The sequence below is a fragment of the Streptomyces sp. BF23-19 genome, assembly GCF_041106355.1.
GTDB lineage: Bacteria > Actinomycetota > Actinomycetes > Streptomycetales > Streptomycetaceae > Streptomyces > Streptomyces virginiae_A.
In genome coordinates this window covers 1-22,755 of record NZ_JBGBPT010000045.1, presented here as the reverse complement: position 1 = coordinate 22,755, position 22,755 = coordinate 1, and the positions used below count along the sequence as shown (strand labels likewise).

Annotated in this window: 16 protein-coding genes, 1 pseudogene and 1 riboswitch; of the genes and pseudogenes, 8 read left to right on the top strand and 9 right to left on the bottom strand. The window is 74.1% G+C overall.

Annotated features, from left to right (window positions below):
• Positions 1–41 precede the first annotated feature (41 nt).
• A complete protein-coding gene (locus AB8A24_RS24335; protein ID WP_369477661.1) occupies positions 42–548 on the bottom strand; it encodes a hypothetical protein in 507 nt (168 codons plus the stop codon).
• A gap of 178 nt (positions 549–726) precedes the next feature.
• Positions 727–2,736, bottom strand: coding sequence for an ABC transporter ATP-binding protein (locus AB8A24_RS24330; RefSeq protein WP_328961073.1), 2,010 nt, complete (start codon positions 2,734–2,736; stop codon positions 727–729).
• A gap of 717 nt (positions 2,737–3,453) precedes the next feature.
• Between AB8A24_RS24330 and AB8A24_RS24325 the strand changes: the two genes are divergently transcribed.
• Together AB8A24_RS24325 and AB8A24_RS24320 are read left to right on the top strand one after the other, a co-directional pair.
• Positions 3,454–4,881, top strand: a complete 1,428-nt coding sequence (locus AB8A24_RS24325) for an immunity 49 family protein (protein WP_369477660.1) — start codon at positions 3,454–3,456, stop codon at positions 4,879–4,881.
• A 90-nt stretch (positions 4,882–4,971) separates the two neighbouring features.
• Complete coding sequence (locus AB8A24_RS24320; protein ID WP_030390548.1) at positions 4,972–5,193, top strand: hypothetical protein; 222 nt, start codon at positions 4,972–4,974, stop codon at positions 5,191–5,193.
• Positions 5,194–5,304: 111 nt separating this feature from the next.
• Here the strand turns inward: AB8A24_RS24320 and cobN are convergent, their stop codons facing one another.
• Positions 5,305–8,922, bottom strand: coding sequence for a cobaltochelatase subunit CobN (gene cobN, locus AB8A24_RS24315; RefSeq protein ID WP_328961071.1), 3,618 nt, complete (start codon positions 8,920–8,922; stop codon positions 5,305–5,307).
• 55 nt (positions 8,923–8,977) lie between these two features.
• Positions 8,978–9,061, bottom strand: a riboswitch (cobalamin riboswitch).
• Positions 9,062–9,363: 302 nt separating this feature from the next.
• Here cobN and cobG point away from each other — a divergent pair.
• The 3 genes from cobG to AB8A24_RS24300 are packed head-to-tail and all read left to right on the top strand — an operon-like array spanning position 9,364 to position 12,805.
• Complete coding sequence (cobG, locus tag AB8A24_RS24310; protein WP_328965814.1) at positions 9,364–10,668, top strand: precorrin-3B synthase; 1,305 nt, start codon at positions 9,364–9,366, stop codon at positions 10,666–10,668.
• On the top strand, positions 10,665–11,312 hold the full coding sequence (locus AB8A24_RS24305; RefSeq protein WP_369477659.1) for a precorrin-8X methylmutase: 648 nt from the start codon (positions 10,665–10,667) through the stop codon (positions 11,310–11,312). Before cobG ends, AB8A24_RS24305 begins: the two co-directional genes overlap by 4 nt.
• The gene (locus AB8A24_RS24300) at positions 11,309–12,805 is read left to right on the top strand and encodes a precorrin-2 C(20)-methyltransferase (protein ID WP_266377872.1); all 1,497 of its coding nucleotides are present in this window, start codon (positions 11,309–11,311) and stop codon (positions 12,803–12,805) included. The genes AB8A24_RS24305 and AB8A24_RS24300 overlap by 4 nt, the downstream gene beginning before the upstream one ends.
• Before the next feature lie 80 nt (positions 12,806–12,885).
• On the opposite strand, the gene AB8A24_RS24295 is transcribed toward AB8A24_RS24300, so the two are convergent.
• The 4 genes from AB8A24_RS24295 to cbiE all read right to left on the bottom strand — a co-directional run bounded on the left by AB8A24_RS24295 (position 12,886) and on the right by cbiE (position 16,283).
• Positions 12,886–13,455 (bottom strand): GNAT family N-acetyltransferase, encoded by a 570-nt coding sequence (locus tag AB8A24_RS24295; protein ID WP_328961069.1) that lies wholly within the window; start codon positions 13,453–13,455, stop codon positions 12,886–12,888.
• Positions 13,456–13,523: 68 nt separating this feature from the next.
• A complete protein-coding gene (locus AB8A24_RS24290) occupies positions 13,524–14,291 on the bottom strand; it encodes a cobalt-precorrin-6A reductase (RefSeq protein ID WP_369477658.1) in 768 nt (255 codons plus the stop codon).
• On the bottom strand, positions 14,281–15,030 hold the full coding sequence (cobM, locus tag AB8A24_RS24285) for a precorrin-4 C(11)-methyltransferase (RefSeq protein WP_328961067.1): 750 nt from the start codon (positions 15,028–15,030) through the stop codon (positions 14,281–14,283). Before cobM ends, AB8A24_RS24290 begins: the two co-directional genes overlap by 11 nt.
• On the bottom strand, positions 15,027–16,283 hold the full coding sequence (gene cbiE / locus AB8A24_RS24280; RefSeq protein WP_369477674.1) for a precorrin-6y C5,15-methyltransferase (decarboxylating) subunit CbiE: 1,257 nt from the start codon (positions 16,281–16,283) through the stop codon (positions 15,027–15,029). Before cbiE ends, cobM begins: the two co-directional genes overlap by 4 nt.
• Before the next feature lie 189 nt (positions 16,284–16,472).
• Between cbiE and AB8A24_RS24275 the strand changes: the two genes are divergently transcribed.
• Positions 16,473–17,420: an oxidoreductase gene (locus AB8A24_RS24275; protein ID WP_328961066.1), complete on the top strand. Its 948-nt coding sequence runs from the start codon at positions 16,473–16,475 to the stop codon at positions 17,418–17,420.
• A 204-nt stretch (positions 17,421–17,624) separates the two neighbouring features.
• Here the strand turns inward: AB8A24_RS24275 and AB8A24_RS24270 are convergent, their stop codons facing one another.
• Both AB8A24_RS24270 and AB8A24_RS24265 read right to left on the bottom strand, forming a co-directional pair.
• The gene (locus AB8A24_RS24270) at positions 17,625–18,227 is read right to left on the bottom strand and encodes a TetR/AcrR family transcriptional regulator (protein WP_328961065.1); all 603 of its coding nucleotides are present in this window, start codon (positions 18,225–18,227) and stop codon (positions 17,625–17,627) included.
• Between the two features lie 153 nt (positions 18,228–18,380).
• On the bottom strand, positions 18,381–19,352 hold the full coding sequence (locus AB8A24_RS24265; RefSeq protein WP_369477657.1) for a serine protease: 972 nt from the start codon (positions 19,350–19,352) through the stop codon (positions 18,381–18,383).
• A gap of 228 nt (positions 19,353–19,580) precedes the next feature.
• Here AB8A24_RS24265 and AB8A24_RS24260 point away from each other — a divergent pair, with 228 nt between their 5' ends.
• Complete coding sequence (locus AB8A24_RS24260) at positions 19,581–20,873, top strand: hypothetical protein (RefSeq protein WP_369477656.1); 1,293 nt, start codon at positions 19,581–19,583, stop codon at positions 20,871–20,873.
• A pseudogene (locus AB8A24_RS24255) lies at positions 20,870–22,755 on the top strand (hypothetical protein); the annotation flags it as partial. The gene AB8A24_RS24260 and the pseudogene AB8A24_RS24255, both read left to right, overlap by 4 nt.

The following is a 22,755-nucleotide window of genomic DNA, read 5'->3' as shown; positions in this document are numbered from 1 at the left end:
CTCGACGAGCGCGGGGGCCCATCCGCTTCCTCAGGCGCCGGTCACCTCAGGTCCTCCGGCAGCCTGTCCCGGTAGACGCGGTGGTACGCCGCGAGACGTTCGGCCTGCTCGTCCATTTGGGACAGCAGCTCGTACGCTTCGGCCGAGGCACCGACCGATTCGAACGCCGCCAGCTCCTCGTAGTAAAGCCAGACACCCTGACGGGCCACGTCCAGACAGGCTTCGGCGACGTCCCGCTGCTCACCGCCCGACAGGACGCCCAGGACGTACAGCAGGTCCTGGCGGACTCCCGCAGCAGGCCGCCCCGCCAGGGCGGCCAGGGCCAGGGAGGTGGTGGCGACGGCCGGATCCATCAGGTTCGACTGGATGCGGGCGTGGTTTTCCATCCAGTCGGTGCCCAGATCCTGCGGGTTGCCTTCCAGACGGCGGATGAGTTCCAGCGGAATGTGCTCCGCCGAATACCGGTTGGGTCCCCAGGCACAACCGCACGTGATCGCGGCCCAGTCGTGCAGTCCGGCTTCGATCCGGACCAGTTCCACCGATCTCATTACTGTTCGCCGTTCGAGAGGATTCCGCCGAGGTTCCAGGGTGAGGCGCCGGGTGTCCGGTCCCCCTCTTCAGGGGGTCCGCTCCGCGAACGCGTCGGTGAAGGCTACCTGGGTGGGGTCACCGCCGCCCGGCCCAGGTGCCCTCCCCGAACACCCTCGGGGAGGGCACCTGCCCGCTTCAGGTGACGGAGCCGTCGTTCCGCGGTGCGGCGGACTGCCGGGGGAGCGAAGGCGAGCGGCGCCGCGGCTCGTCGCCGAACTGCGCTGCCTGCATCGCGTACATGGAGGCGTACCGGCCGCCCAGCGCCATCAGTTCGTCGTGGCCGCCCCGCTCGACGAGCCGGCCCTCGTGCAGTACGTAGATGACGTCGGCGAACCGCACCCCGGACATCCGGTGCGTGACGAGGACGACCGCGCGCTCGGGGCCGGCGAGGCCCCGGATGCTGTCGAAGGCGGCGATCTCCGCCTCCGGGTCGAGCGCCGAGGTGGGCTCGTCCACCACCAGGACGCGGGCGTCGCGGAAACGGGTGCGGGCGAGACCGAACTTCTGCCACTGCCCGCCCGACAGCTCCGAGGCACCCCTGAACACCCGGGCGAGCAGGGTCTCGTAGCCGTGCGGCAGCTTCTCGACGATCCGGTCGGCCCCGGCGTACCGGGCGGCGGCCACCACCTCCGAGGCCTGGTCGACGGCGCGTTCGGGGTCCTCCTTCCCGGGGCGTCCGATGGCGATGTTGGTACGGGCGGTCACCGGCCAGCGTTCGAAGTCCTGGGTGAGGAGCGCTACCCGGTCGAAGACCTGCTCCCGGTCGGCGTCCCGTACGTCCACCCCGTCCCAGGTGACCGAACCCGAGTCGGGCAGGTGCAGGCCCGCCAGCAGTTTGACGAGGGTGCTCTTGCCGGAGCCGTTCTCGCCGACCAGAGCGACCACCTGGCCCGCCTCGATGGTCAGGGAGACACCGCTGAGGGCGGGTTCGTCCCGGTCGGGGTAGCTGAAGTCCACGTTCCGCAGCCGCACCGCGGCGAGCCGCTCGGGCAGCGGGGCCCCGCCGGACGGGATGGCGCGGCGGGCCGCCTCGGCGACGAACCGTTCCAGGTCCCGTACGTACAGGGACTCCTCGTGCAGGGTGTTGGTGGTGGCCACGAGCGCCCCCAGGCTCGCCGAACCGGTGCGCACCGCGATCACGGCGGTACCGGCGACGGCGAGGTCCATCCGGCCGGAGACGATGAGCGCGCCCATCGCCCCGTAGGTGACCAGGGCCGCGAGGCCGGAGAGCGTGGCGGCCAGGAGTTCGGTGGCGGCCTTGTCCTTGGCGAGGCGGGTGGCCTCGCTCTCGGCGACCTCGGCCATGTTGCGGTAGTGGCCCAGCAGGTAGCGGCCGACGCCGTGCACCCGTACCTCGGGGGCCGACGTACGGGAGATCAGCAGTTGGCCGATGAGCCGGGCGGCCCGTACGTGCTCCACCCAGGTGATCATCGACAGGTAGCGGCGCTGCGCCACCCGCATCGCGCCCCAGCCGCGCGGGGCGGCGATCAGCAGCAGCATGGGCAGCAGCAGGGGGTGCAGTACGGTCAGCACCCCGGCGGTGGCGATCAGGGAGATGACCCCGCCGAGGGTGGCCACGCAGGCGCCGACCGTGCGGCGGGCCGAGGGCGGACCCCATTGGGCGCTGTCCAGCAGCCGCCGGAACTCCCCGTCCTCGATGGCCTCCAGCTCCACCTCGACGGCGGCGCTCAGGTACTGCTCGTACGCGGCCCGTTCGACCTTGGGCTCCAGCCGTCCGGCGGCCGCCGTGGAACGGGAGGCGAGTACGGCCCCCAGTACGGCGACCAGCGCCCCGGCGGCGAGGGCGGGCAGGGCGGCGTGCAGCCGGTCGGCGGCGCTGCCCTCGCGCAGCAGCGTACGGAGCACATCGCTGATGACGAGCAGCCCGACGGCGGAGGTGACCCCTTGCCCGGCCTCGGCGGCGGCGACGGTGAGCAGGGCGGGCCGGTCGGTGGCCCAGGCGAGGCGCAGGGTCCCGCCGACCATGCGGGGCATGGAGCGCAGGGTGGTCAGCAGCCGCCCTTCGAGTTGGGCGTATTCGTGGTTGGACCAGCCGGCGTCGTAGCGCAGGGGCCCGCCGAAGAGGCGCCGTTCGCTCGCGGAGACGGCGGGCTCGGTGGCTTCGGGCCGCTTGAGGAGCCTCATGCGCGGCCACCCCCGCCCGATGTCGGGTCGAACGCCACATGAACGTGCACGGATCGCAAGATTCCTCCCGAGGTGCCGCGGCTGCGAACTGACGCCCGCAAGAACGCGGCTGCTCAGAGCGGCGTCACGGGGCCTGGGGAACGAATGCCCGCACACAGGTGCGATCGCGCGCCGGAGCCCATGAGCCGTGCGGCGACCCGGCGTTCGAACCACCCGTAGGTGTCGATGCCCCCCTTCGAGGGATTGCGCGGGGGCTCGGCGGGATGGGCGGAGGCCGCCTCCCCGAGGCGGGGAGACGGCCTGAAGAGCGGGGCTGAGGAGGTCGATGGCGTTGCCATGGGGACACTCGTTCACATTGTGGTCAGGGCCAAGCCTGCCCGAGTTGTTGGTCGGCGTACGGCCCCCTGGCCATACCCGACCTCGAGCCGTCTTCTCGGAGTCCAGGTGTCGCAGGGTCTCGCCGGTGGTGTTGATTCTGGGCACAGCACCCGCTCCGGGCCTTGCTCCGGGCCGTGGCCGGCATGCGGTACTCGTGCGTTCCAGGGCTTCGCGCTCAACCGTCGCGCGGTGCGCCGCGGTCCGAGCCGGGGCCCGCGCGGGGGGTGCGTGGGTGTCTCGTAGGGTTCGGGGGTGAATCGAGACAACTCCCCTGAATCCAGTACCGGTCACGGCGGTGAAAGCGCTGAGGAACTGCTACGCGGGGTGCATGCCCGGCTGTTGGCCCATGACTCGCTCAGCCCGGAGGTCATCGGCAGTCTGCGGTACGCCCGACTCGTCGCCGACGGGCTCGTCTTCGCCTACGCCCTCGACGGGCCGGCCGGAGTGCGGGTCCTCACCGACGGGGACGTGGAGCGCGTCGGGCTCGATCAGCTGGGGCAGGCGGCGCGCGCCAACCTGATGCGCGCACCCGTCACGTACGAGGACGTGCCCGTCGAGGGGCGGGCCACGCTGCACTCCGTCTTCGGCGACTCGCACTTCGTGGCCTCCAAGGCTCTGTACCTGGGGGAACTGGCACGGCAGGTCACCGGCGAGTCGCTGCCGCACGCAGGCGCCCTCGTCGTCGTCCCCACCCGGCACCTGCTGGCCTACCACCCGATCGCCGACGGCTCGGTGGTGGACGCCCTCAACGACCTGGCCTCGTACGCCTTGGGTGCCTACGAGGACGGGCCCGGGCCCCTGTCGCCGCGCGTGTACTGGTGGCACCGGGGCGGCCTGACCTCGCTCACCGTCGTCGACGAGGACACGCGCACGCTGTCGCTGCAGCCGCCGCAGCACCTGCTCGGCCTGATGAAGGGGCTGGTCCGCCTCGACCGGTCCGGCCGGATCGCCACCCCAGGCACGGAGCAAGCCCCGGAACCCGACGGGCTCGCCACCGCGACCGCCGAGTCGATAGCCCGGCTCGCGCACGAGCCGTCGGGCCTCGGCGATGCCTTCGCCTCCGCGCTGGCGCTCGCCCACGTCCGCTGCGCCGCCGATCCCCATGCCTCCGACGTCGTCACGTGGGACGCGTGGGAGTCGTCCGTGCGGCTCGGCTCCGCGCTGTTCACCGGAGCCGGGCCGGAGCAGTGGTACCTGGGCGAGCAGGGCGCCGTGCAGTTGCCCGCCACGCCCGCGGACCCGCCCGCGGACGCCCGCGCCTGGCTCGATGCCCTCTACGTCGCCCTCGTGTGTCGCGCGCACGACCGGGTCGCCCGGCTGTGCCGGGTCCCGCTGGAGACGCTCCGGCAGGACGACACCGTCGACGCCTACGTCCAGCACTGGATCGACACCCTGCAGACCTACCTCTCCGCGGGCGGCTCCGCCGACGCCGTCGTGGAGAAGCTGCTCGCCACCATGCAGTCGTCCCTGCCCGAGACGCTGACCCACTCGCCGGACGAGTTCGTCAACCGCGTCGACTTCCAGCCGGTCTCGCTCTTCCACCGCCTCTTCACGCGGGATCACGATGCCTTCGGCGAAGCGCTCGCCGATGCTCTCGCAGAACACGGCGGCTACTGGGAAGGGTCCGCGGCGCCGCGCGCCCAAGTGGCGCTCGGGCCGCTCGCCATGGCCTGCCTCGCCCACGACCAAGGCTTCCCGCTCGGCCCGGAACTGCCGCACCTGCCCACGTACCTCGTCGACGGCAAGAGGATCGAGCACATCTCCTGACACATCGGCGGCGTGCCGGAGCATGGGGTGATTGTCGGATTGGGTTAAGTTTGCCCCGATATTTGTTTCGGGATTCCGAGAGGGACGCTCATGGCGATCGATCTGGACAAGGTGCTCGACAAGGCGTGGGCGGACAAGCCGCTCGCCGAGGTGCTCGCGGCACCCGTCGCCGCGCTCAAGGGTGTCAGTGACGAGGACGGCAAGCTGCTGCACGAGGCCTTCGGGGTCAAGACCGTCGCCGACTTCGGGCAGCTGAAGTACGTGCGCTGGGCCCAGGCGCTCGTCGCGCTGAACCAGACCGTCAAGGCGTAGTACGTGGTGCAGGGTCCGCGTGCTCGGGGTGCGCGGGCCTGAATGAGGGAAGCCGTCCCCCTCACCCGGTGGCTGGGTGAGGGGGACGGCTTGTGTGCTGTAGCGGGAGGGCTACTCCGACTCGCCCTCCAGGTTGCCCTCGGTGTCCAGGTAGACCTGACGCAGGGATTCGAGGATCTGCGGGTCCGGCTTCTCCCACATGCCGCGCGACTCGGCCTCCAGCAGGCGCTCCGCGATGCCGTGCAGGGCCCAGGGGTTGGCCTCCTCCAGGAAGGCCCGGTTGGTCGGGTCCAGGACGTACGTCTCGGTGAGCTTGTCGTACATCCAGTCCGCGACCACGCCCGTCGTGGCGTCGTACCCGAAGAGGTAGTCCACCGTCGCCGCGAGCTCGAACGCGCCCTTGTAGCCGTGGCGGCGCATCGCCTCGATCCACTTGGGATTCACCACGCGGGCCCGGAAGACACGCGAGGTCTCCTCGACCAGGGTGCGGGTCTTGACCGTCTCCGGGCGGGTGGAGTCACCGATGTAGGCCTCGGGAGCGGTGCCGCGCAGGGCGCGGACCGTGGCCACCATGCCGCCGTGGTACTGGAAGTAGTCGTCCGAGTCCGCGATGTCGTGCTCGCGGGTGTCCGTGTTCTTCGCCGCGACCGTGATGCGCTTGTAGGCCGTCTCCATCTCGTCCCGGGCGGGGCGGCCCTCCAGGCCCCGGCCGTACGCGTAGCCGCCCCACACCGTGTAGACCTCCGCGAGGTCGGCGTCCGTACGCCAGTCGCGGGAGTCGATCAGCTGGAGGATGCCGGCGCCGTACGTACCCGGGCGCGAGCCGAAGATACGGGTCGTCGCGCGCCGCTCGTCGCCGTGCTCGGCCAGGTCCGCCTGGGCGTGGGCCCGGATGTAGTTGTCCGAGGCCGGCTCGTCCAGCGAGGCCGCGAGCCGCACCGCGTCGTCCAGCAGGCCGATGACGTGCGGGAACGCGTCGCGGAAGAAGCCCGAGATGCGCAGCGTCACGTCGATGCGGGGTCGGCCCAGCTCGTCGAGCGGGATCGGCTCCAGGCCCGTGACGCGGCGCGAGGCCTCGTCCCAGACCGGGCGGACACCGAGGAGGGAGAGGGCTTCCGCCACGTCGTCGCCCGACGTGCGCATCGCGCTCGTGCCCCACAGGGACAGGCCGACGGAGGCCGGCCATTCGCCGTTGTCGGTGCGGTAGCGGGTGAGGAGGGACTCGGCCAGGGCCTGGCCCGTCTCCCACGCCAGGCGGGACGGGACGGCCTTGGGGTCGACCGAGTAGAAGTTGCGGCCCGTCGGCAGGACGTTGACCAGACCGCGCAGGGGAGAGCCGGAGGGACCCGCCGGGATGAAGCGGCCGTCCAGGGCGGCGACCACGTGGGCGATCTCGTCCGTGGTGCCGGCCAGGCGCGGGACCACCTCACGGGCCGCGAAGGACAGGACCGCCGCGACGTCCGCCGGGTGGTCCGCCGCGACCGAGGACACGGCGTCGAGGGACCAGTTCGCGTCCTCCATCGCCTGGACCAGGGCGCGGGCCTGCTCCTCCACCGTGTCCGCGGACGTACGGGTGGGCTTGGACTCGTCCAGGCCCAGCGCCTCGCGCAGACCCGGAAGGGCCGTCGTACCGCCCCAGATCTGCCGGGCGCGCAGGATCGCGAGGACCAGGTTGACCCGGGCCTCACCGGTCGGCGCACCACCCAGGACGTGCAGCCCGTCGCGGATCTGGGCGTCCTTGACCTCGCACAGCCAGCCGTCGACGTGCAGCAGGAAGTCGTCGAAGCCGTCGTCGTCCGGACGCTCCTCCAGACCGAGGTCGTGGTGGAGCTTCGCGGCCTGGATCAGGGTCCAGATCTGGGCGCGGATGGCCGGCAGCTTCGCCGGGTCCATCGCGGAGATCTGGGCGTACTCGTCCAGGTGCTGCTCCAGACGCGCGATGTCGCCGTACGACTCCGCGCGCGCCATCGGCGGCACCAGATGGTCGACCAGCGTGGCGTGCACCCGGCGCTTGGCCTGGGTGCCTTCGCCCGGGTCGTTGACCAGGAACGGGTAGATGAGGGGCAGGTCACCGAGGGCGGCGTCGGGTGCGCACGCGGCGGAGAGGCCCGCGTTCTTGCCCGGCAGCCACTCCAGGTTGCCGTGCTTGCCCAGGTGGATCATCGCGTCGGCGCCGAAGCCGCCGTCCTGCGCGCGCGCCTGGATCCACCGGTACGCGGCCAGGTAGTGGTGCGAGGGCGGCAGGTCCGGGTCGTGGTAGATCGCGATCGGGTTCTCGCCGAAGCCGCGCGGCGGCTGGATGAGGATGAGGAGGTTCCCTCGGCGCAGGGCCGCGAGGACGATGTCACCCTCCGGGTTGGCGGAGCGGTCCACGAACATGTTGCCCGGAGCCTCGCCCCAGTGCTCGGTGACGCTGTCCCGCAGCTCGGCCGGGAGCTCCGCGAACCACCGCTTGTAGTCGGCGGCCGGGATCCGGACCGGGTTGCGGGCCAGCTGCTCCTCGGTCAGCCAGTCCTGGTCGTGGCCGCCGGCCTCGATCAGGGCGCGGATCAGCTCGTCGCCGTCGCCCGATACCAGACCCGGGATGTCCTCGGTCGGCCCGAAGTCGTAGCCGCCGGCGATGAGGGTGCGCAGCAGCTCCACGGCGCTGGCCGGGGTGTCGAGGCCGACCGCGTTACCGATGCGCGAGTGCTTGGTCGGGTACGCGGACAGGACCAGCGCGACCTTCTTGTCGCGGCGGTCGATGTGCCTCAGGCGGGCGTGACGTACGGCGATCCCCGCGACCCGGGCGGCCCGCTCGGGGTCGGCCACGTAGGCGGGCAGACCGTCCTCGTCGATCTCCTTGAAGGAGAACGGGACGGTGATCAGACGGCCGTCGAACTCGGGCACCGCGACCTGCGTGGCGGCGTCCAGCGGGGAGAGGCCCTCGTCGTTCTCCTCCCAGGCGGCGCGCGAGCCGGTCAGGCACAGGGCCTGCAGGATCGGCACGCCGAGACCGGCGAGCGCGCCCGCGTCCCAGGACTCGTCGTCGCCGCCCGCCGAGGCGGTGGCGGGCTTGGTGCCGCCCGCCGCGAGGACGGTGGTGACGACCGCGTCGACCGACTCCAGCGCGGCGATCAGCTCCGGCTCGGGGGTGCGCAGGGAGGACACGTACAGGGGCAGCGCCTGGGCGTCGTGGGCCTCGATCGCGTCGCACAGGGCGTGCACGAAGGAGGTGTTCCCGCTCATCTGGTGGGCGCGGTAGTACAGCACCGCGATCCGCGGGCCCTCGGTGCGCTGCGGGGTGCGCTCCAGCGGCCCCCAGGTGGGGGAGGCCGCGGGCGGCTCGAAGCCGTGGCCGGTGAGGAGGACGGTGTCCGAGAGGAACCGGGCCAGCTGCTCCAGGTTCGCCGGGCCGCCGTGGGCGAGGTAGCCGTGGGCCTCGGCCGCGATGCCGATGGGCACCGTGGAGGCCTCCATGAGCTGGGCGTCCGGAGCCTGTTCGCCGGTCAGGACCACGACCGGGCGGGTCTGGCCGGGGGCCAGGAGCAGGTCGAGGCCGTCCTGCCAGGCGCGGAGGCCGCCGAGGAGGCGTACGACGACCAGGTCGACCCCGTCGAGGAGGCCGGGCAGGTCGTCGAGGGGAAGACGGGAGGGGTTCGCGAACCGGTACGGGACGGGGCCGTCCGCCGTGTTCGCTGCGCGGGCGCTGAGCAGATCGGTGTCGGACGTCGACAGCAGCAGGATCATGCGGCGGCAGGCCTTCCTCGGGGTTTCCGCGCCCCGGGCAGTGTGAGGACAGCGGGAGTTCCTGACTCACCCCGGTCGCCGGATCGCTCCGCGGGGTTCACAGTGGCGGGACCGCGCCGGAATCGCACCGGGCTTCCTCCCATGTCGCCGTCCTCGGCGACGGCGGGCCGTGTGGTCCGCCGGAAGGTCATCTTAGGGGGCGGGGAGCTTCTGCCGGGGTGGCGGGTCGTGTGCCGTGTGGTCCGCCGGGTGCGACGCCGTTGCCGGGGCTCTGCCCCGGGCCCCGCGCCTCAAACGCCGGCGGGGCTGGATCGGGCCCGCGCCGCGAACGCCGGCGGGGCTGGATGGGTCCCGCGCCTGGAATGCCGGCGGGGCTGGATGGGCCCTCCGTGGCTGGTCGGGGTGGTGACGGACACAGGTCGGGGGGACCCGATCGTGGGTATGCTCGCGGCCATGCCCCAGCCCCCTTCCGCCGCATCGCGGGACGCACCCGTCATACGGGAGCGCGGTGACGCCTGCCCCGGTGCGCTGCGGCTGCACGCCGCGGACGACGGGTTCCTGGCGCGGGTCCGGGTGCCGGGCGGGCTGCTCACCGTGCAGCAGGCCTCGGCGCTGGCGCTCGCCGCCGACCGGTTCGGGGACGGGCACCTGGAGCTGACCTCGCGCGGCAACGTGCAACTGCGCGGCCTGGCCGACGGGTGCGGTGCCGGGCTCGCGGAGCTGCTGGACGGGGCCGGGCTGCTGCCCGCGCCGAGCCATGAGCGGGTACGGAACATCGTCGCGACTCCCCTGTCCGGCCTGGACGGGCCGGACCGGCCCGACGCGTCGGCCTGGGCCGTGGATTTCGACCGGCTGCTGTGCGCCGCCCCCTGGGCGGCCGCGTTGTCCGGGCGGTTCCTGTTCGCCTTCGACGACGGCCGCGGCGACGTGGCCGCGCTCGCCCCCGACGTGACCGTTCTCGGCCGCTCCCGAGGCCGGGCGCTGGTCCGGCTCGGCCGGGCCGGCGACGCCGTGGAACTCGCCGGGCAGGACGCCCCGCGAGCGGCGCTGCTCGCCGCCCGGTACTTCCTCGACGCCGCCGCCGAAGCCGGTACACAGGCCTGGCGGGTTGCCGAACTGCCCGCCGAACACGCCCTGGAAGAGGTCGAGTTCATCCGGCGTCTCGACGCCGCCGGGATCGCCGCGGCGACCGTCCGCGCCGTGGACTGGCCGTACGCGGCGCCGCCCCGGCCGTCGCGCGCGGGCGGGCACGACCGCGCCACCCTGTGCGTGCTGCCCCCGCTCGGCCGGATCGACTCCGCCCAGTGGCGGGTCCTGGTGGAGGTCGCCGACGAGGGGAGCGGCCGGCTGCGCGTCACCCCGTGGCGCAGCGTCGTCCTGCCCTCGGCGGGTGCGCGGGCCGCCGCCCGCATCGAGGCGGTCGGGCTGGTCCTCACCCCGGACAGTCCCTGGGAGACCGTCACCGCCTGTACGGGGCGGCCCGGTTGCGCGAAATCCCTCGCGGACGTACGCGCCGACGCGCGGGCCGTCGCCGACCGGGCGCGCGGTCCGCTGCCCGTGCACTGGTCCGGCTGCGAGCGCCGCTGCGGGCATCCGCGCGGCACCGCCTGGGTGGATCTGGTCGCCACCGGCTCCGGATACCGGCTCGCCGCGCCCGGCCGCCCCGTACGCGAAGACGTACGGCCCTCTGAACTTGCCGCGGCACTCGCGGACGCCCGCACCGACCCCGACGTAGTGAAGAAATGAGCGAGTACACCGTGTTTGAGTACGAGAAGGACGGCGCGGCCATCTACCGCCAGTCCTTTGCCACGATCCGCGCCGAGGCGGACCTCTCCGGGCTGCCCGACACGGTCGCCCAGGTCGCGGTGCGCATGATCCACGCCTGCGGAATGACCGACCTCCCGCAGGACCTCGGGTACACCCCCGAGGTCGTGCTGCGCGCCCGTGCGGCGCTGGAGGCGGGCGCGCCGATCCTGTGCGACGTGCAGATGGTCGCCAGCGGTGTCACCCGCAAGCGGCTGCCCGCCGACAACGACGTGATCTGCACGCTCTCCGACCCGGCCGTACCGGAGCTCGCCACGAGGATGGGCACCACGCGCAGCGCCGCCGCCCTGGAGGTCTGGCGCGACCGCGGCCTGCTGGAGGGCTCGGTCATCGCCGTCGGCAACGCGCCGACCGCCCTGTTCCGGCTGCTGGAGATGATCGAGGAGGGCGCCCCGCGCCCCGCCGCCGTCATCGGGGTCCCCGTCGGCTTCATCGGCGCCGCCGAGTCCAAGGACGCCCTCGCCGCCCACCCCTCGGGGCTCGACCACCTGATCGTGCGCGGCCGGCGCGGCGGTAGCGCGATGGCCGCCGCCGCCCTCAACGCCATTGCGAGCGTGGCCGAATGAGCGACATCGCCAAGGGGCGGCTGTACGGGGTCGGGCTCGGCCCCGGCGACCCGTCGCTGATGACCCTGCGCGCCGTCGAGGTGATCGCCGAGGCCGATGTCGTGGCCTACCACAGCGCCCGCCACGGCCGCTCCATCGCCCGCTCGATCGCCGCGAAGCACCTGCGCGCCGACCACGTCGAGGAGCCGCTGGTCTACCCGGTCACCACCGAGACCACCGACCACCCCGGCGGGTACCAGGGCGCGATGGAGGAGTTCTACGAGGCCGCCGCCGCCCGGCTCGCCGCGCACCTGGACGCCGGCCGGACCGTCGCCGTGCTCGCGGAGGGCGACCCGCTCTTCTACGGCTCGTACATGCACATGCACAAGCGGCTCGCCGACCGGTACGAGGCCGAGGTCATCCCCGGCGTCACCTCCGTCAGCGCCGCGGCCGCCCGGCTCGGCACCCCGCTCGTCGAGGGCGAGGAGGTGCTGACCATCCTCCCCGGCACGCTGCCCGAGGAGGAGCTCACCGCCCGCCTCGCCGCCACCGACTCGGCGGTCGTGATGAAGCTCGGCCGGACCTTCCCCGCCGTCCGCGGCGCGATGGAAGCGAGCGGCCGGCTCGCCGAGGCCCGCTACGTCGAGCGCGCCACCATGGCCGGCGAGCGCACCGGACTCCTCGCCGACATCGAAGCCGACAGCGTGCCGTACTTCGCCGTCGCCGTGCTCCCCAGCCGCATCGGCAACCCCGGCAGCGTCCCGTCCGGCCCCGGCGAGGTCGTCGTCGTCGGCACCGGCCCGGCCGGCCCGCTGTGGCTCACCCCGCAGACCCGGCGCGCCCTCGCCGACGCCGAGGTACTGGTCGGCTACACCACCTACCTGGACCGGGTGCCCGTCAAGCCGGGCCAGATCCGGCACGGCTCCGACAACAAGGTGGAGTCGGAGCGCGCCGAGTTCGCCCTCGACCTCGCCCGGCGCGGCAAGCGGGTGGCCGTGGTCTCCGGCGGCGACCCCGGTGTCTTCGCGATGGCCACGGCGGTCCTGGAGGTGGCCGGGCAGGCGGAGTACAAGGACGTGCCGGTACGGGTCCTGCCGGGGGTGACCGCGGCCAACGCGGCGGCCGCCGCGGCCGGTGCCCCGCTCGGCCACGACTACGCCACCATCTCGCTCTCGGACCGGCTCAAGCCCTGGGAGGTCATCGCGGAGCGGTTGCGCGCGGCCGCCGCGGCCGACCTGGTGCTCGCCCTCTACAACCCCGGCTCGCGCAGCCGGACCTGGCAGGTGGCCCAGGCCCGGGAGCTGCTGCTGGAACTGCGCTCGCCCGAGACCCCGGTGGTCGTCGCGCGCGACGTGGGCGGCCCCGAGCAGTCGGTGCGGATCGTCACGCTCGCCGAACTGGAGCCGTCCGAGGTGGACATGCGCACGATCCTGCTGATCGGCTCCTCGCAGACGCAGGTCACCGAGCGGGCCGACGGTTCGAGGATCACCTGGACGCCGCGCCGCTACCCGTGACCGGGTGAGGCGGGGGCAGCGGTACACGGGGGAGGCCCGGTGCGACGAGCGCACCGGGCCTTCGCCCGTCCGGTGGCGCCTCAGCGGGATCCCGGCGCACCGCCCGCCGCTGCCGTCGCCGCGCCACGCTCCAGCCGGAACAGCACGTTCGGACGCAGCGGTCCTTCGGGCGCGTCGGGGTCGTCGAAGTCGTCGGCCGGGTTCCGGGTCATCCCGATCTTCCGCATCACCGCCTGGGATCGGAGGTTGCCGGCCGTGGTCACGGCGAGGATCTCGGGGAGCCCGAGCGTGTCGAAGCCGTGGGCCACGACCGCCCGCGCGGCCTCGGTGGCGTAGCCCACTCCCCAGGAGGCGCGGGCGAGCCGCCAGCCGATCTCCACCCCGGTGAACGGCATGCCGTCGTCCACGTCGTCCATACCCGCGAAGCCGATGAACTCACCCGTGGCCCGGACCTCTACGGCCCACCAGCCGTAGCCCCGCCGGTCGAACGCGGCCCGGAACCGCACCATGGAGGCCTCGCTCTGCTCACGGGTGAGCGGGTCGCCCAGGTGCTCCCGTACCTCGGGATCGGCGTTCATCGCCGCCCAGGGATCGAGGTCGGAGTCCCGCCAGGGGCGCAGGACGAGGCGTTCGGTGTGCAGTACGGTCATGCCGTCCACCCAACGTGACCCGTCCCCAGCAGGCAATTCCTTTTCCCCAGGGCGGAACCGGACCTCCGCTACCGGCTCACACCGAGCCAGTCCCGCACGGCCTCGACGGAGCCCGTCTCCGGTACGCCCGCCGGCACCGCCGGGCGGCGTACGACGAGCACCGGGATGCCGGCCTCGCGGGCCGCGGTGAGCTTGGGGGCGGTGGCCGAGCCGCCGCTGTCCTTGGTGACCAGGACGTCGATCCGGTGCCGGGCGATCAGCTCCCGCTCGTCGTCCAGGGTGAACGGGCCCCGGTCCAGCAGCACTTCGAGGCGCGGCGGGACCGGCGCCGCCGGCGGGTCCACCGAACGCACCAGGAACCAGGTGTCGGTGAGGTGCGCGAAGGTGTGCAGGCCCATCCGGCCGGTGGTCAGGAACGCGCGGGAGCCGAGGCCGGGCAGCCGGTCGGCCGCCTCGCCGAGGGAGTCCACGAAGATCCAGTCGTCGCCCGGCCGCGGCGTCCAGCCCGGGCGCCGCAGCGCCAGCAGCGGGACGCCCGTGAGGGCCGCCGCCCCGGCCGCGTTGAAGCTCATCCGCTCCGCGAAGGGGTGGGTGGCGTCGACGACGTGCGTGACGTCGTGGGCGACCATCCAGGCCGCGAGGCCCTCGATGCCGCCGAAGCCGCCGATGCGGGTCTCGCCGGGCGGGAGCACGGGCGAGGTCACCCGGCCCGCGAGCGAGGTGGTCACCCGGCACGCGGGGGCGACCGCCAGCGCCTCCGCGAGACGGCGGGCCTCCGTCGTACCGCCCAGGATCAGGACGTGGTGGGCCGGGCGGGGGTCCGGCTCAGCAGACATGCCGGTCACGCTCGGGCGAGTACAGGTGGCTGTCGCGGAACTGCTCCGCGCCCAGCGTGCGGCCCACCAGGATGACGGCGGTGCGCACCAGCCCGTGCTCCTTCACCTGCGGCGCGATGTCGGCCAGGGTGCCGCGCAGGATCAGCTCGTCGGGGCGCGAGGCCATCGCCACGACCGCCACCGGGCACTCGGGCCCGTAGTGCGGGAGCAGCTCGTCGACCACCCGGTCCACGTAGCGGGTGGCCAGGTGCAGCACCAGCAGCGCGCCGCTCCGGCCCAGCGTGGCCAGGTCCTCGCCGGGCGGCATCGGGGTGGCCTGCTGGGCGATCCGGGTCAGGATCACCGTCTGCCCGACGGTGGGGACGGTCAGTTCCCGCTTGAGGGCGGCGGCCGCCGCGGCGAAGGCCGGGACGCCCGGGACGACCTCGTAGGGGATGCCGGCCGCGTCGAGCCGCCGCATCTGCTCCGCGACCGCGCTGAAGATCGACGGGTCGCCGGAGTGCAGCCGCGCCACGTCCTGGCCCGCCGCGTGGGCCCGTACGCACTCGGCGACGATCTCGTCCAGGTTGAGCTGCGAGGTGTCGACCAGGCGGGCGTCCGCGGGGCACTCGGCCAGCAGCTCGCGCGGCACGAGGCTGCCCGCGTACAGGCAGACGGGGGCGGCGGCCAGGGTCCGGGCGCCGCGCACGGTGATCAGGTCGGCGGCGCCGGGGCCGGCACCGATGAAGTACACGGTCATGTTCGATCCTTCTCCTCGGTCGACCCGGCGGTCGAGCCCTCCGACTTCGTCACTGACCACTGGGTGACCGGCATCGCCTGCCGCCAGCCCGTGAAACCGCCGACCGGCACGGCGTGCGCGACGGCGAGCTTCACCAGTTCGCCGCCGTGGCGCCGGTAGCGCTCGGCGAGCACCGCCTCCGACTCCAGGGTGACGGTGTTGACCACGAGCCGGCCGCCGGGAGCCAGCGCGTCCCAGACCGCGTCCAGCAGGCCGGGGGCGGTCAGCCCGCCGCCGATGAACACGGCGTCGGGGGCCGGCAGTCCGGCCAGGGCCTCGGGTGCGGCGCCGATGACCACGCGCAGGCCGGGGACGCCGAGTGCCGCCGCGTTGCGGGTGATGCGCCCGGCCCGCTCCGGGACGCGCTCCACGGCCACCGCCCGGCACGAGGGGTGCGTACGCATCCACTCGATGCCGATGGAGCCGGAGCCGCCGCCGATGTCCCACAGCAGCTCGCCGGGGGCCGGGGCCAGCGCGCACAGGGTCGCGGCCCGGACATGGCGCTTGGTGAGCTGCCCGTCGTGTTCGTACGCGGTGTCCGGGAGACCGGGGGCCGCGCCGAGCCGCGGCGCGTCGTGGGCCGGGTCGCGGCGGCAGTCGAGCGCGACCACGTTCAGGGGATCGCCGGGCGCGTGGTCCCAGGTGTCGGCGTGCCCCTCGTACGCGTCCTCGCGCTCGGACCCGAGCTGTTCGAGCACCCGCATCCGGCTCGGGCCGAAGCCGCGCTCCCGTAGCAGTGCGGCGATCTCGCCCGGAGACGCGGCTCCGGCGCTGAGCACCAGCACCCGGCGTCCTTCGTGGAGCGCGGCCGCCAGTCGGGCCACCGGGCGGCCGACCACCGTGACCACCTCGGTGTCCTCCACCGGCCAGCCCAGGCGGGCGCAGGCGTAGGACACCGACGAGGGGTGCGGGTGGACCCGCAGGGACCGGGGCCCGAGTTCCTCGGCGAGGGCGCGGCCGATCCCGTAGAACATCGGGTCGCCGCTGGCCAGCACCGCGATCCGGCGGCCGGCGTGCTCGGCCATCAGCTTCGGCACTGCGGGCCGCAGCGGGCTCGGCCAGGCCACCCGCTCACCGGCGCACTCGGCGGCCGGCAGCAGGTCCAGCTGGCGCGGCCCGCCGATCAGCACGTCGGCCGAGGCGAGTGCGGAGCGGCCGGCGGCGGAGAGCCCGGCCCAGCCGTCCGCGCCGAGGCCGACGACCGTCACGGGCATGGGGGGCGGCGGGGAGCTCACTGCGCGGTTCCTCGGGGACGGGAGCGGGAGGGGGTGAAGAGGGCGGACCCGCCGCAGCCTACTGGCCTGCGGATCCGCGGCCCGCGCCGCCCTGGCCCCGGCCCGGCGGCAACTGCGGAACCCCCTCGGACTACCCTCGGTAACCCACTGCCTCACGAGGGAGCCGCCATGCCGAGCCGGCACGCCACGCACATCCCCGACCAGAGCGGCCGCAGCGCCGTCGTGACCGGGGCCAACAGCGGGATCGGATACGTCACCGCCCGCGAGCTCGCCCGGCGCGGCGCCTCGGTGGTGCTGGCCTGCCGGAGCGCGGCCCGCGGCCGGGCCGCCGTGATCCGGCTGCGCGCGGAGGTCCCGGGGGCGCGGGCGGAGTTCCTGCCGCTGGACCTCGCCGACCTGGCCTCCGTACGGGAGTTCGCCGCCGCCTACGGGCAGCGGCACGCCTCGCTGGACCTGCTGATCAACAACGCGGGTGTGATGGCCCTGCCGTACGGGCGGACCGTCGACGGATTCGAGACGCAGCTCGGGGTCAACCACCTCGGCCACTTCGCCCTGACCGGACTGCTGCTGTCGCGCTTGCGCGCCGCCGCCCCCGGGGCCCGGATCGTCAACGTCTCCAGCGGCTTCCACGTGCTGGGGCGGATCGACCCCGACGACGCGGGCCTGGCCGACGTCGGTGGCGAGCACGGCTACCGGCGCTGGATCGCCTACGGCCGCTCCAAGACCGCCAACCTGCTCTTCACCCACGAGCTGTCCCGCCGCTTCACGGCCGCCGGCTCCCCGATCACCGCCGTCGCCGCCCACCCCGGCTACGCCTCCAGCAACCTCCACTCCGGGGCGTCGAAGCTGGAGGGCCCCACCCTCAACTCGCGGGTGGCGGCGCTCGGCAACGCGGTCCTCGCCCAGCCCACCTCCTCGGGCGCCCTGCCCACCCTCTACGCGGCCACCGCGCCCGGGGTCGAGCCGGACGCGTTCATCGGCCCCCGGTTCGGCTGGCGCGGGGCGCCCGCCCGGTCCTGGCGGGCCGGCTGGACCCTCGACGACAGGTCCGGCGAACTGCTGTGGGCCGCCTCCGAGAGGCTCACGGGAGTCTCGTACGCCGCCCTGCCGCGCTGAGCGGATCGCGCGGGCGCACCGAAACGAGTCCACCCGCCCCCGGGTCGCCTCCGGGCGCCCCGGCTCGGGACTGCCGCGCGCGCCCCCTGCACAGCAGAATCTGCGGCATGAACGACGACGAGCCGGACAACCACCCAGAAATGCGCGGCCGTCACGACCGCATCGACCGCCCCGGCCGGGGACCGGGCCGGACCGGGCGGGTGCTCAGGCCGGTTCGGGGCGCAGGGAGCGCCAGATGTGGTCGGGGAGGTAGCGGGCGGCCTCGGTGAGGTCGATCTCGTAGGTGCTGGACAGCCAGCGCCGGGCGGCCTCCGCGAGCGGGCCCATGACCAGCACCTCGACCACGGGTGCCGGGAGCGGGGCGATCTCGCCTCGCTCCATGCGCACCCCCAGCCACCGCATGATGGCCGCGAACTTCTCCGCCTTGGCCGCGCCGATCTCCTCGGCGTGGGCCACCAGATACCCGGAATAGGCGGAGGCGTGCAGGAACAGCGCCATGTCCCGGTGCTCCTGGGTGAATTCCAGATACGCCGTCACCCACGCCCGCACCCCGGTGCGGGCGGTTCGGCACCGGGTGAGGGCGGCGACCATCTCGTCGCACAGCTCGTCCATGCACCGGATGTAGAGGGCGGCGGCGAGTCCGTCGAAGCTGCCGAAGTGGTGGTAGAGGCTGCCGAGGCTGACCCCGCCGGCCGAGACGACCGCGTTCACGGTGAAGCCCTGCTGGCCGGACTCGGCGAACACCCGCAGGGCCGTGGTCAGGAGCAGATCGACGGTGGCCTCGCCACGCTGCTGCTTAGGAGACAAGGTGCGGTCCCGTCGATGTGCGGCCCGATGTCGGAAATGCGTGCCGACGAGCCTAGCAACTCGGCAGAACCCGAGAAATGTTCCGGAACTACCTTCCGGAACTACCTTCCGGAGCGGCCCGCCGGGAGGGCTCGGCGCCGCCGGGGCGACCGCTCAGGACTTCGTGGAGCGCTCGTACAGGGCGCGGACTCCGTCACCGAAGCGGACGCTGTACGAGGTCTCCTCGTCCCCGCCCCCGTCACGGCCGCCGATCACCCCGATCAGGGTGCTGCGGCCGGTCAGTACCGGGCCGCCACTGGTCCCGTTGGGCACGTCCGCACAGTCCAGCCGCACCTGCGTCGGCCCGGCCGGGACGGCCGTGTTCCGGCACTCCACCGGCTGCTCGGCGTAGTTCGGATAGCCCATGAGTCGGGCGGGCGCCGGTAGTTCGGTTCCGAAGCTCATGGTCAGGGCCCCCGTGACGTCTTCCAGTCGCTGCCCCGGATAGCCCGGCCGGCGCAGCCGGAGCAGGGCGACGTCGTGATCGGGGTCCTGGTCCTGCGTCCAGCGCGGGTCCACGTCGATCCGGGTCGGCACCCAGATGCCGAACGGAGCCACCCCGTCCCGGTAGCCGGGCGCGAAGGCCAGGTTGGTCCGGAAGCCGCCGCCGTACACGCAGTGCGCGGCGGTGGCGATGAGGTCGCCGCGCGGGGAGTGCACCACCACGGCCGAGCAGTGGTGGTCGGGGTCGCCGTCGCCGCCCGGGGAGAACAGCGCGCCGACGGCGGGCTCGGCCGGGGCGGGCCGGGCCTCCAGGGGGTCGGAGGGCTGCCACCCGGCGTACCGCCAGTCCACCGTGCCGCCGCCGTCGGTGAAGGCCTTGTCGTCCTTCGGCGGCTCCGGGTCCTCCCGCACGATCCCGTCCAGCACCGCGGCCGCCGTCTTGTCGGCGCGCTCGGGGTCCTGCTGGTAGACGCCCTGCGCCGGATCGCCGTCCGCGCGGGTGGCGGCGATACCGCGCAGCTCCCAGGCGACGTAGCCGACGCCCGCGAGGACCACGGTGCACAGCAGGCCGACGACCATGGAGCCTCGGGGGGCGGACCGGCGGCCCCGCTCCCGTTCCCGCCCGTCAACCGTGCCGACCATGTGGTACTCCCGCCCCAGACGCATTCAGACTCTTCGTTCGATGGGGGAGCGGCGGCCCGGGTTCCGAAGGCAGGACGTGTCCGTGCTCACAGCCCCCGCCGCCGATTCCCCGGCCGGCGGCCCCCGATCCGCCCGCGCACGCCGAACTCGACGTTCCATGGCCCCTGTTACCCCCGTCGGGCTATGGTGCCGGGCGGGGGACGACTGCGCGAGGGGGGCCGGGCTGCGATGCGTTTTCTCTTTGTCCACGGTACGGGCGTACGGCGCGAGCGGCACGACAGGTTGTTCGCCCTGGTCCGGGAACGGCTGACGGACAGATTCCACGGAGCGGCCGTCGAATCCTGCTACTGGGGCGACCGGTTCGGCGCGACCCTCGGCGCGGGCGGCCGCTCGGTGCCGGGACTGCGCCCCGCGCCGCACGGCGCGCCCGACCCCGTGGACGCGGAGACGGCCGAGTGGGCGCTGCTGCTCGCCGACCCGCTGTGCGAGCTGCGGGTCCTGGCCGAGGTGGGCCGGCCGGGCCCCGGCGATCACGACGGCGGACACGGGGCCGACGCCGCCCACACCGACGAGGACGCCGGCCACGACGACGGCTTCGCGATGCCCGGCGTACAGGCCGCCGGAGCCCGGGTGCTCGCCCTGCTGGAGGCCTTACCACCGGCACCGCCACGCACCGGGGACGAGCTCGGCGCCCTGCTGCACGGCACCGGCCTCGTCGCGGGCTTCGCCGCCGCCCTGGACTCCACCGCCGACTCCGCCGAGGTGGGCCGGGCCGCGGCCCTGGCCACCGACGAGCCGCAGGCCCGCGAGTTGGCCACCGCCCTCGCCCGGGCCGTGACCGCCGCCGCCCTCGGCACCGCCACCGACGAGGCCGACTGCACCGCGACCGAACGCGACCGCCTCGTCGAACTGCTCACCACCCGCCTCGGCGGCGACGGCCGGGTGCCCGGCGCCCGCGTGGCCGCCGTCCTCGGCCGGCTCGCCCTGCGGGTCACCACCCAGCCGCTCCTCGACGCCCGGCGCGGCTCCCTCACCGTCGGCGCCACCCCCGTGCTCGGCGACATCCTGCGCTACCAGTCCCGCGGCCACGAGCTCCGCGACTTCCTGCACACCCGCATCACCGCCGATCCGGGGCCGACCGTACTCATCGGCCACAGCCTCGGCGGGATCGCCCTCGTGGACCTCCTCACCCTCGCCGCCGCCCGCGGCGAGGCCGTCCCCGGCGCCGAGCTGCTGGTCACCGTCGGCTCCCAGGCCCCGTTCCTCCACGAACTGGGCGCGCTGGCCGCGCTCGAACCCGGTGCGAAGCTCCCGTACGGCTTCCCGCGCTGGCTCAACGTCTACGACCGGCACGACGTGCTCTCCTACCTCGCCGAACCCGTCTTCCCCGGCGACGCGCGCGTCACCGACCACGAGGTCCGCAGCCGCCAGCCCTTCCCGGCCTGCCACAGCGCCTACTGGAAACAGGACTCCCTCTACAAGCGGATCGAACAGGCGGTGACCGAGGCGGAGATCGGGTGACTCCCGCCGACTTCCTGCCCCCGGCCCTCGGACCGCAGCGCACCTTCGCGCTCGTCGCCGGGGTCGAGCGCTACGACATCAGCCACCGCTGGAACCTGCGGGGTCCGGCCCGCGACGCCCTGCGCTTCGCCCGGTGGCTGACCGGCCCCGCCGAGGTGCCGCCCGGCAACGTCCGGCTGCTGCTCTCCCCGCTCGACGAACCGGGCGACCTCGACTGGACGGACGCCCCGGCGATGACCGCCCTGCGCACGGCCTACCGGCCGGCGACCGAGGAGAACGTGAAATCGGCGCTCCTCGACGAACTCCCGCAGTGCGACGGCGACCTGCTCTGGATCTTCTGGGCCGGACACGGCTACCTCGGGCCGCGCCAGGAGCTGATGCTGCCCTGCGCCGACGCCCGCCCCAGTCAGATCAGGCACCTCAACCTCGACTCGGCGCTGCGCTGGTGGCGGACCGACCTCGTCAAACAGCGCCGCTTCCCGCTCCAGGCCGCGCTCGTGGACTCCTGCCGGGTCGACGCGCCCCGCGACACCCGCTGGAACTTCGGCAACACCGACTACGGTGGCGGGAGTTCCGTACCGGGGCGCAGGCAGTTCCGGCTCTACGCCTCCCGCGAGGGCGAGGTCGCGCAGAACGACGCCGAGCGCGGCGCCGGCCGGTTCACCGAGGCCCTGCTCGGCGAACTGGGCGGACGCTCCGTACGGGAGAGCGTCAGCGGGCTGCCCGGCGCCGCCCTCAGCATCCACCGCGCCTTCCAGGAGCTGCGCGAGCGCGGCGAGGGCTGGCAACTGCCGCAGTTCATCGTCGACCGGGACTGGGACGCCTGCTCCTTCCTCGACGACGACCTGTCCCGGGCCGCACTGCCCCGGGCCGCCAAGCTCGACCAGGCGGCCTGGGACGGCCTCGGCACCCTCTTCGAGGGCCGCGAGCTGCCCCGCTGCGCCTACGAGGCCTACGCGTGGGCGTTCAAGGCGGCCGGCTGCACCACCCCGGCGCACGCCGGCCTGCCGGGGGAGGGCCTGCTGGAGGTGGTCCAGGACCTGGACGAGCGGCAGGGCGGCCGCGGCGGGATGCCGCTGGCCGTGCCCTTCGTACGGTTCCTCGCGGACCGGGCCGCCGCCGCGGGCGACACGCCGTGGGCGGACCGGCTCGGGGACTGGGTGAGCGCCACCCGCGAGCGCCTCGCCCTGCCGGTGCTGCCCCCGCCCCCGCCGCCCGCCCGGCGGACGGTCGTGCACGTCCGGCTGGAGACACCGCCGGGCGGGGAGGCCGGTTTCCTGGCCCGGATGTGGCTGCGGGGCGAACGGGTCCGACACATATGGGAGTCGGAGGGAGCGCCGGTCGGACTGGACCGGGTACGGGAGGAGCTCGTCCGGCAACTCGCCCTCATCGGCGGCGCGTCGCAGACCGACGGCGACGTCGGGCGGCAGGCCTACACGGCGGTGGACCGCATCGAGTTCCACGTGCCGTACGAACTGCTCGACGCCGACTTCGACCAGTGGCCGGTGCCCCGCGGCCCGGCCGGCCGGCGCCGCGCCCTCGGCCTGCTCCACCAGGTGGTGGTGCGCTGCCCGCAGGAGCGTGCGGACACCCGGGCCGAGTGGCACGGCACCTGGCGCTGGCTGCACGCCCAGGGCGGCCGGCACCCCGACGCGATCCGGGTCGTCACGGACGACGAGGTCACCGACGCGCTCGGGATGGAACTGGCCGCGCAGCCACCGCCCGCCTGCGTCCTCGCGCACACCACGGCCGCCCCGCACGCCGGGCTGCTGGAAGCCGTGCTCGAAGGCGGGCTCCCGGTGGCCGTATGGCGGCGCGGCGGCGGCCTGCCCGCGCCCGCCCTCCTCGACCTGCTGGCTCCGGCCGGACCGGACGGCCGCCC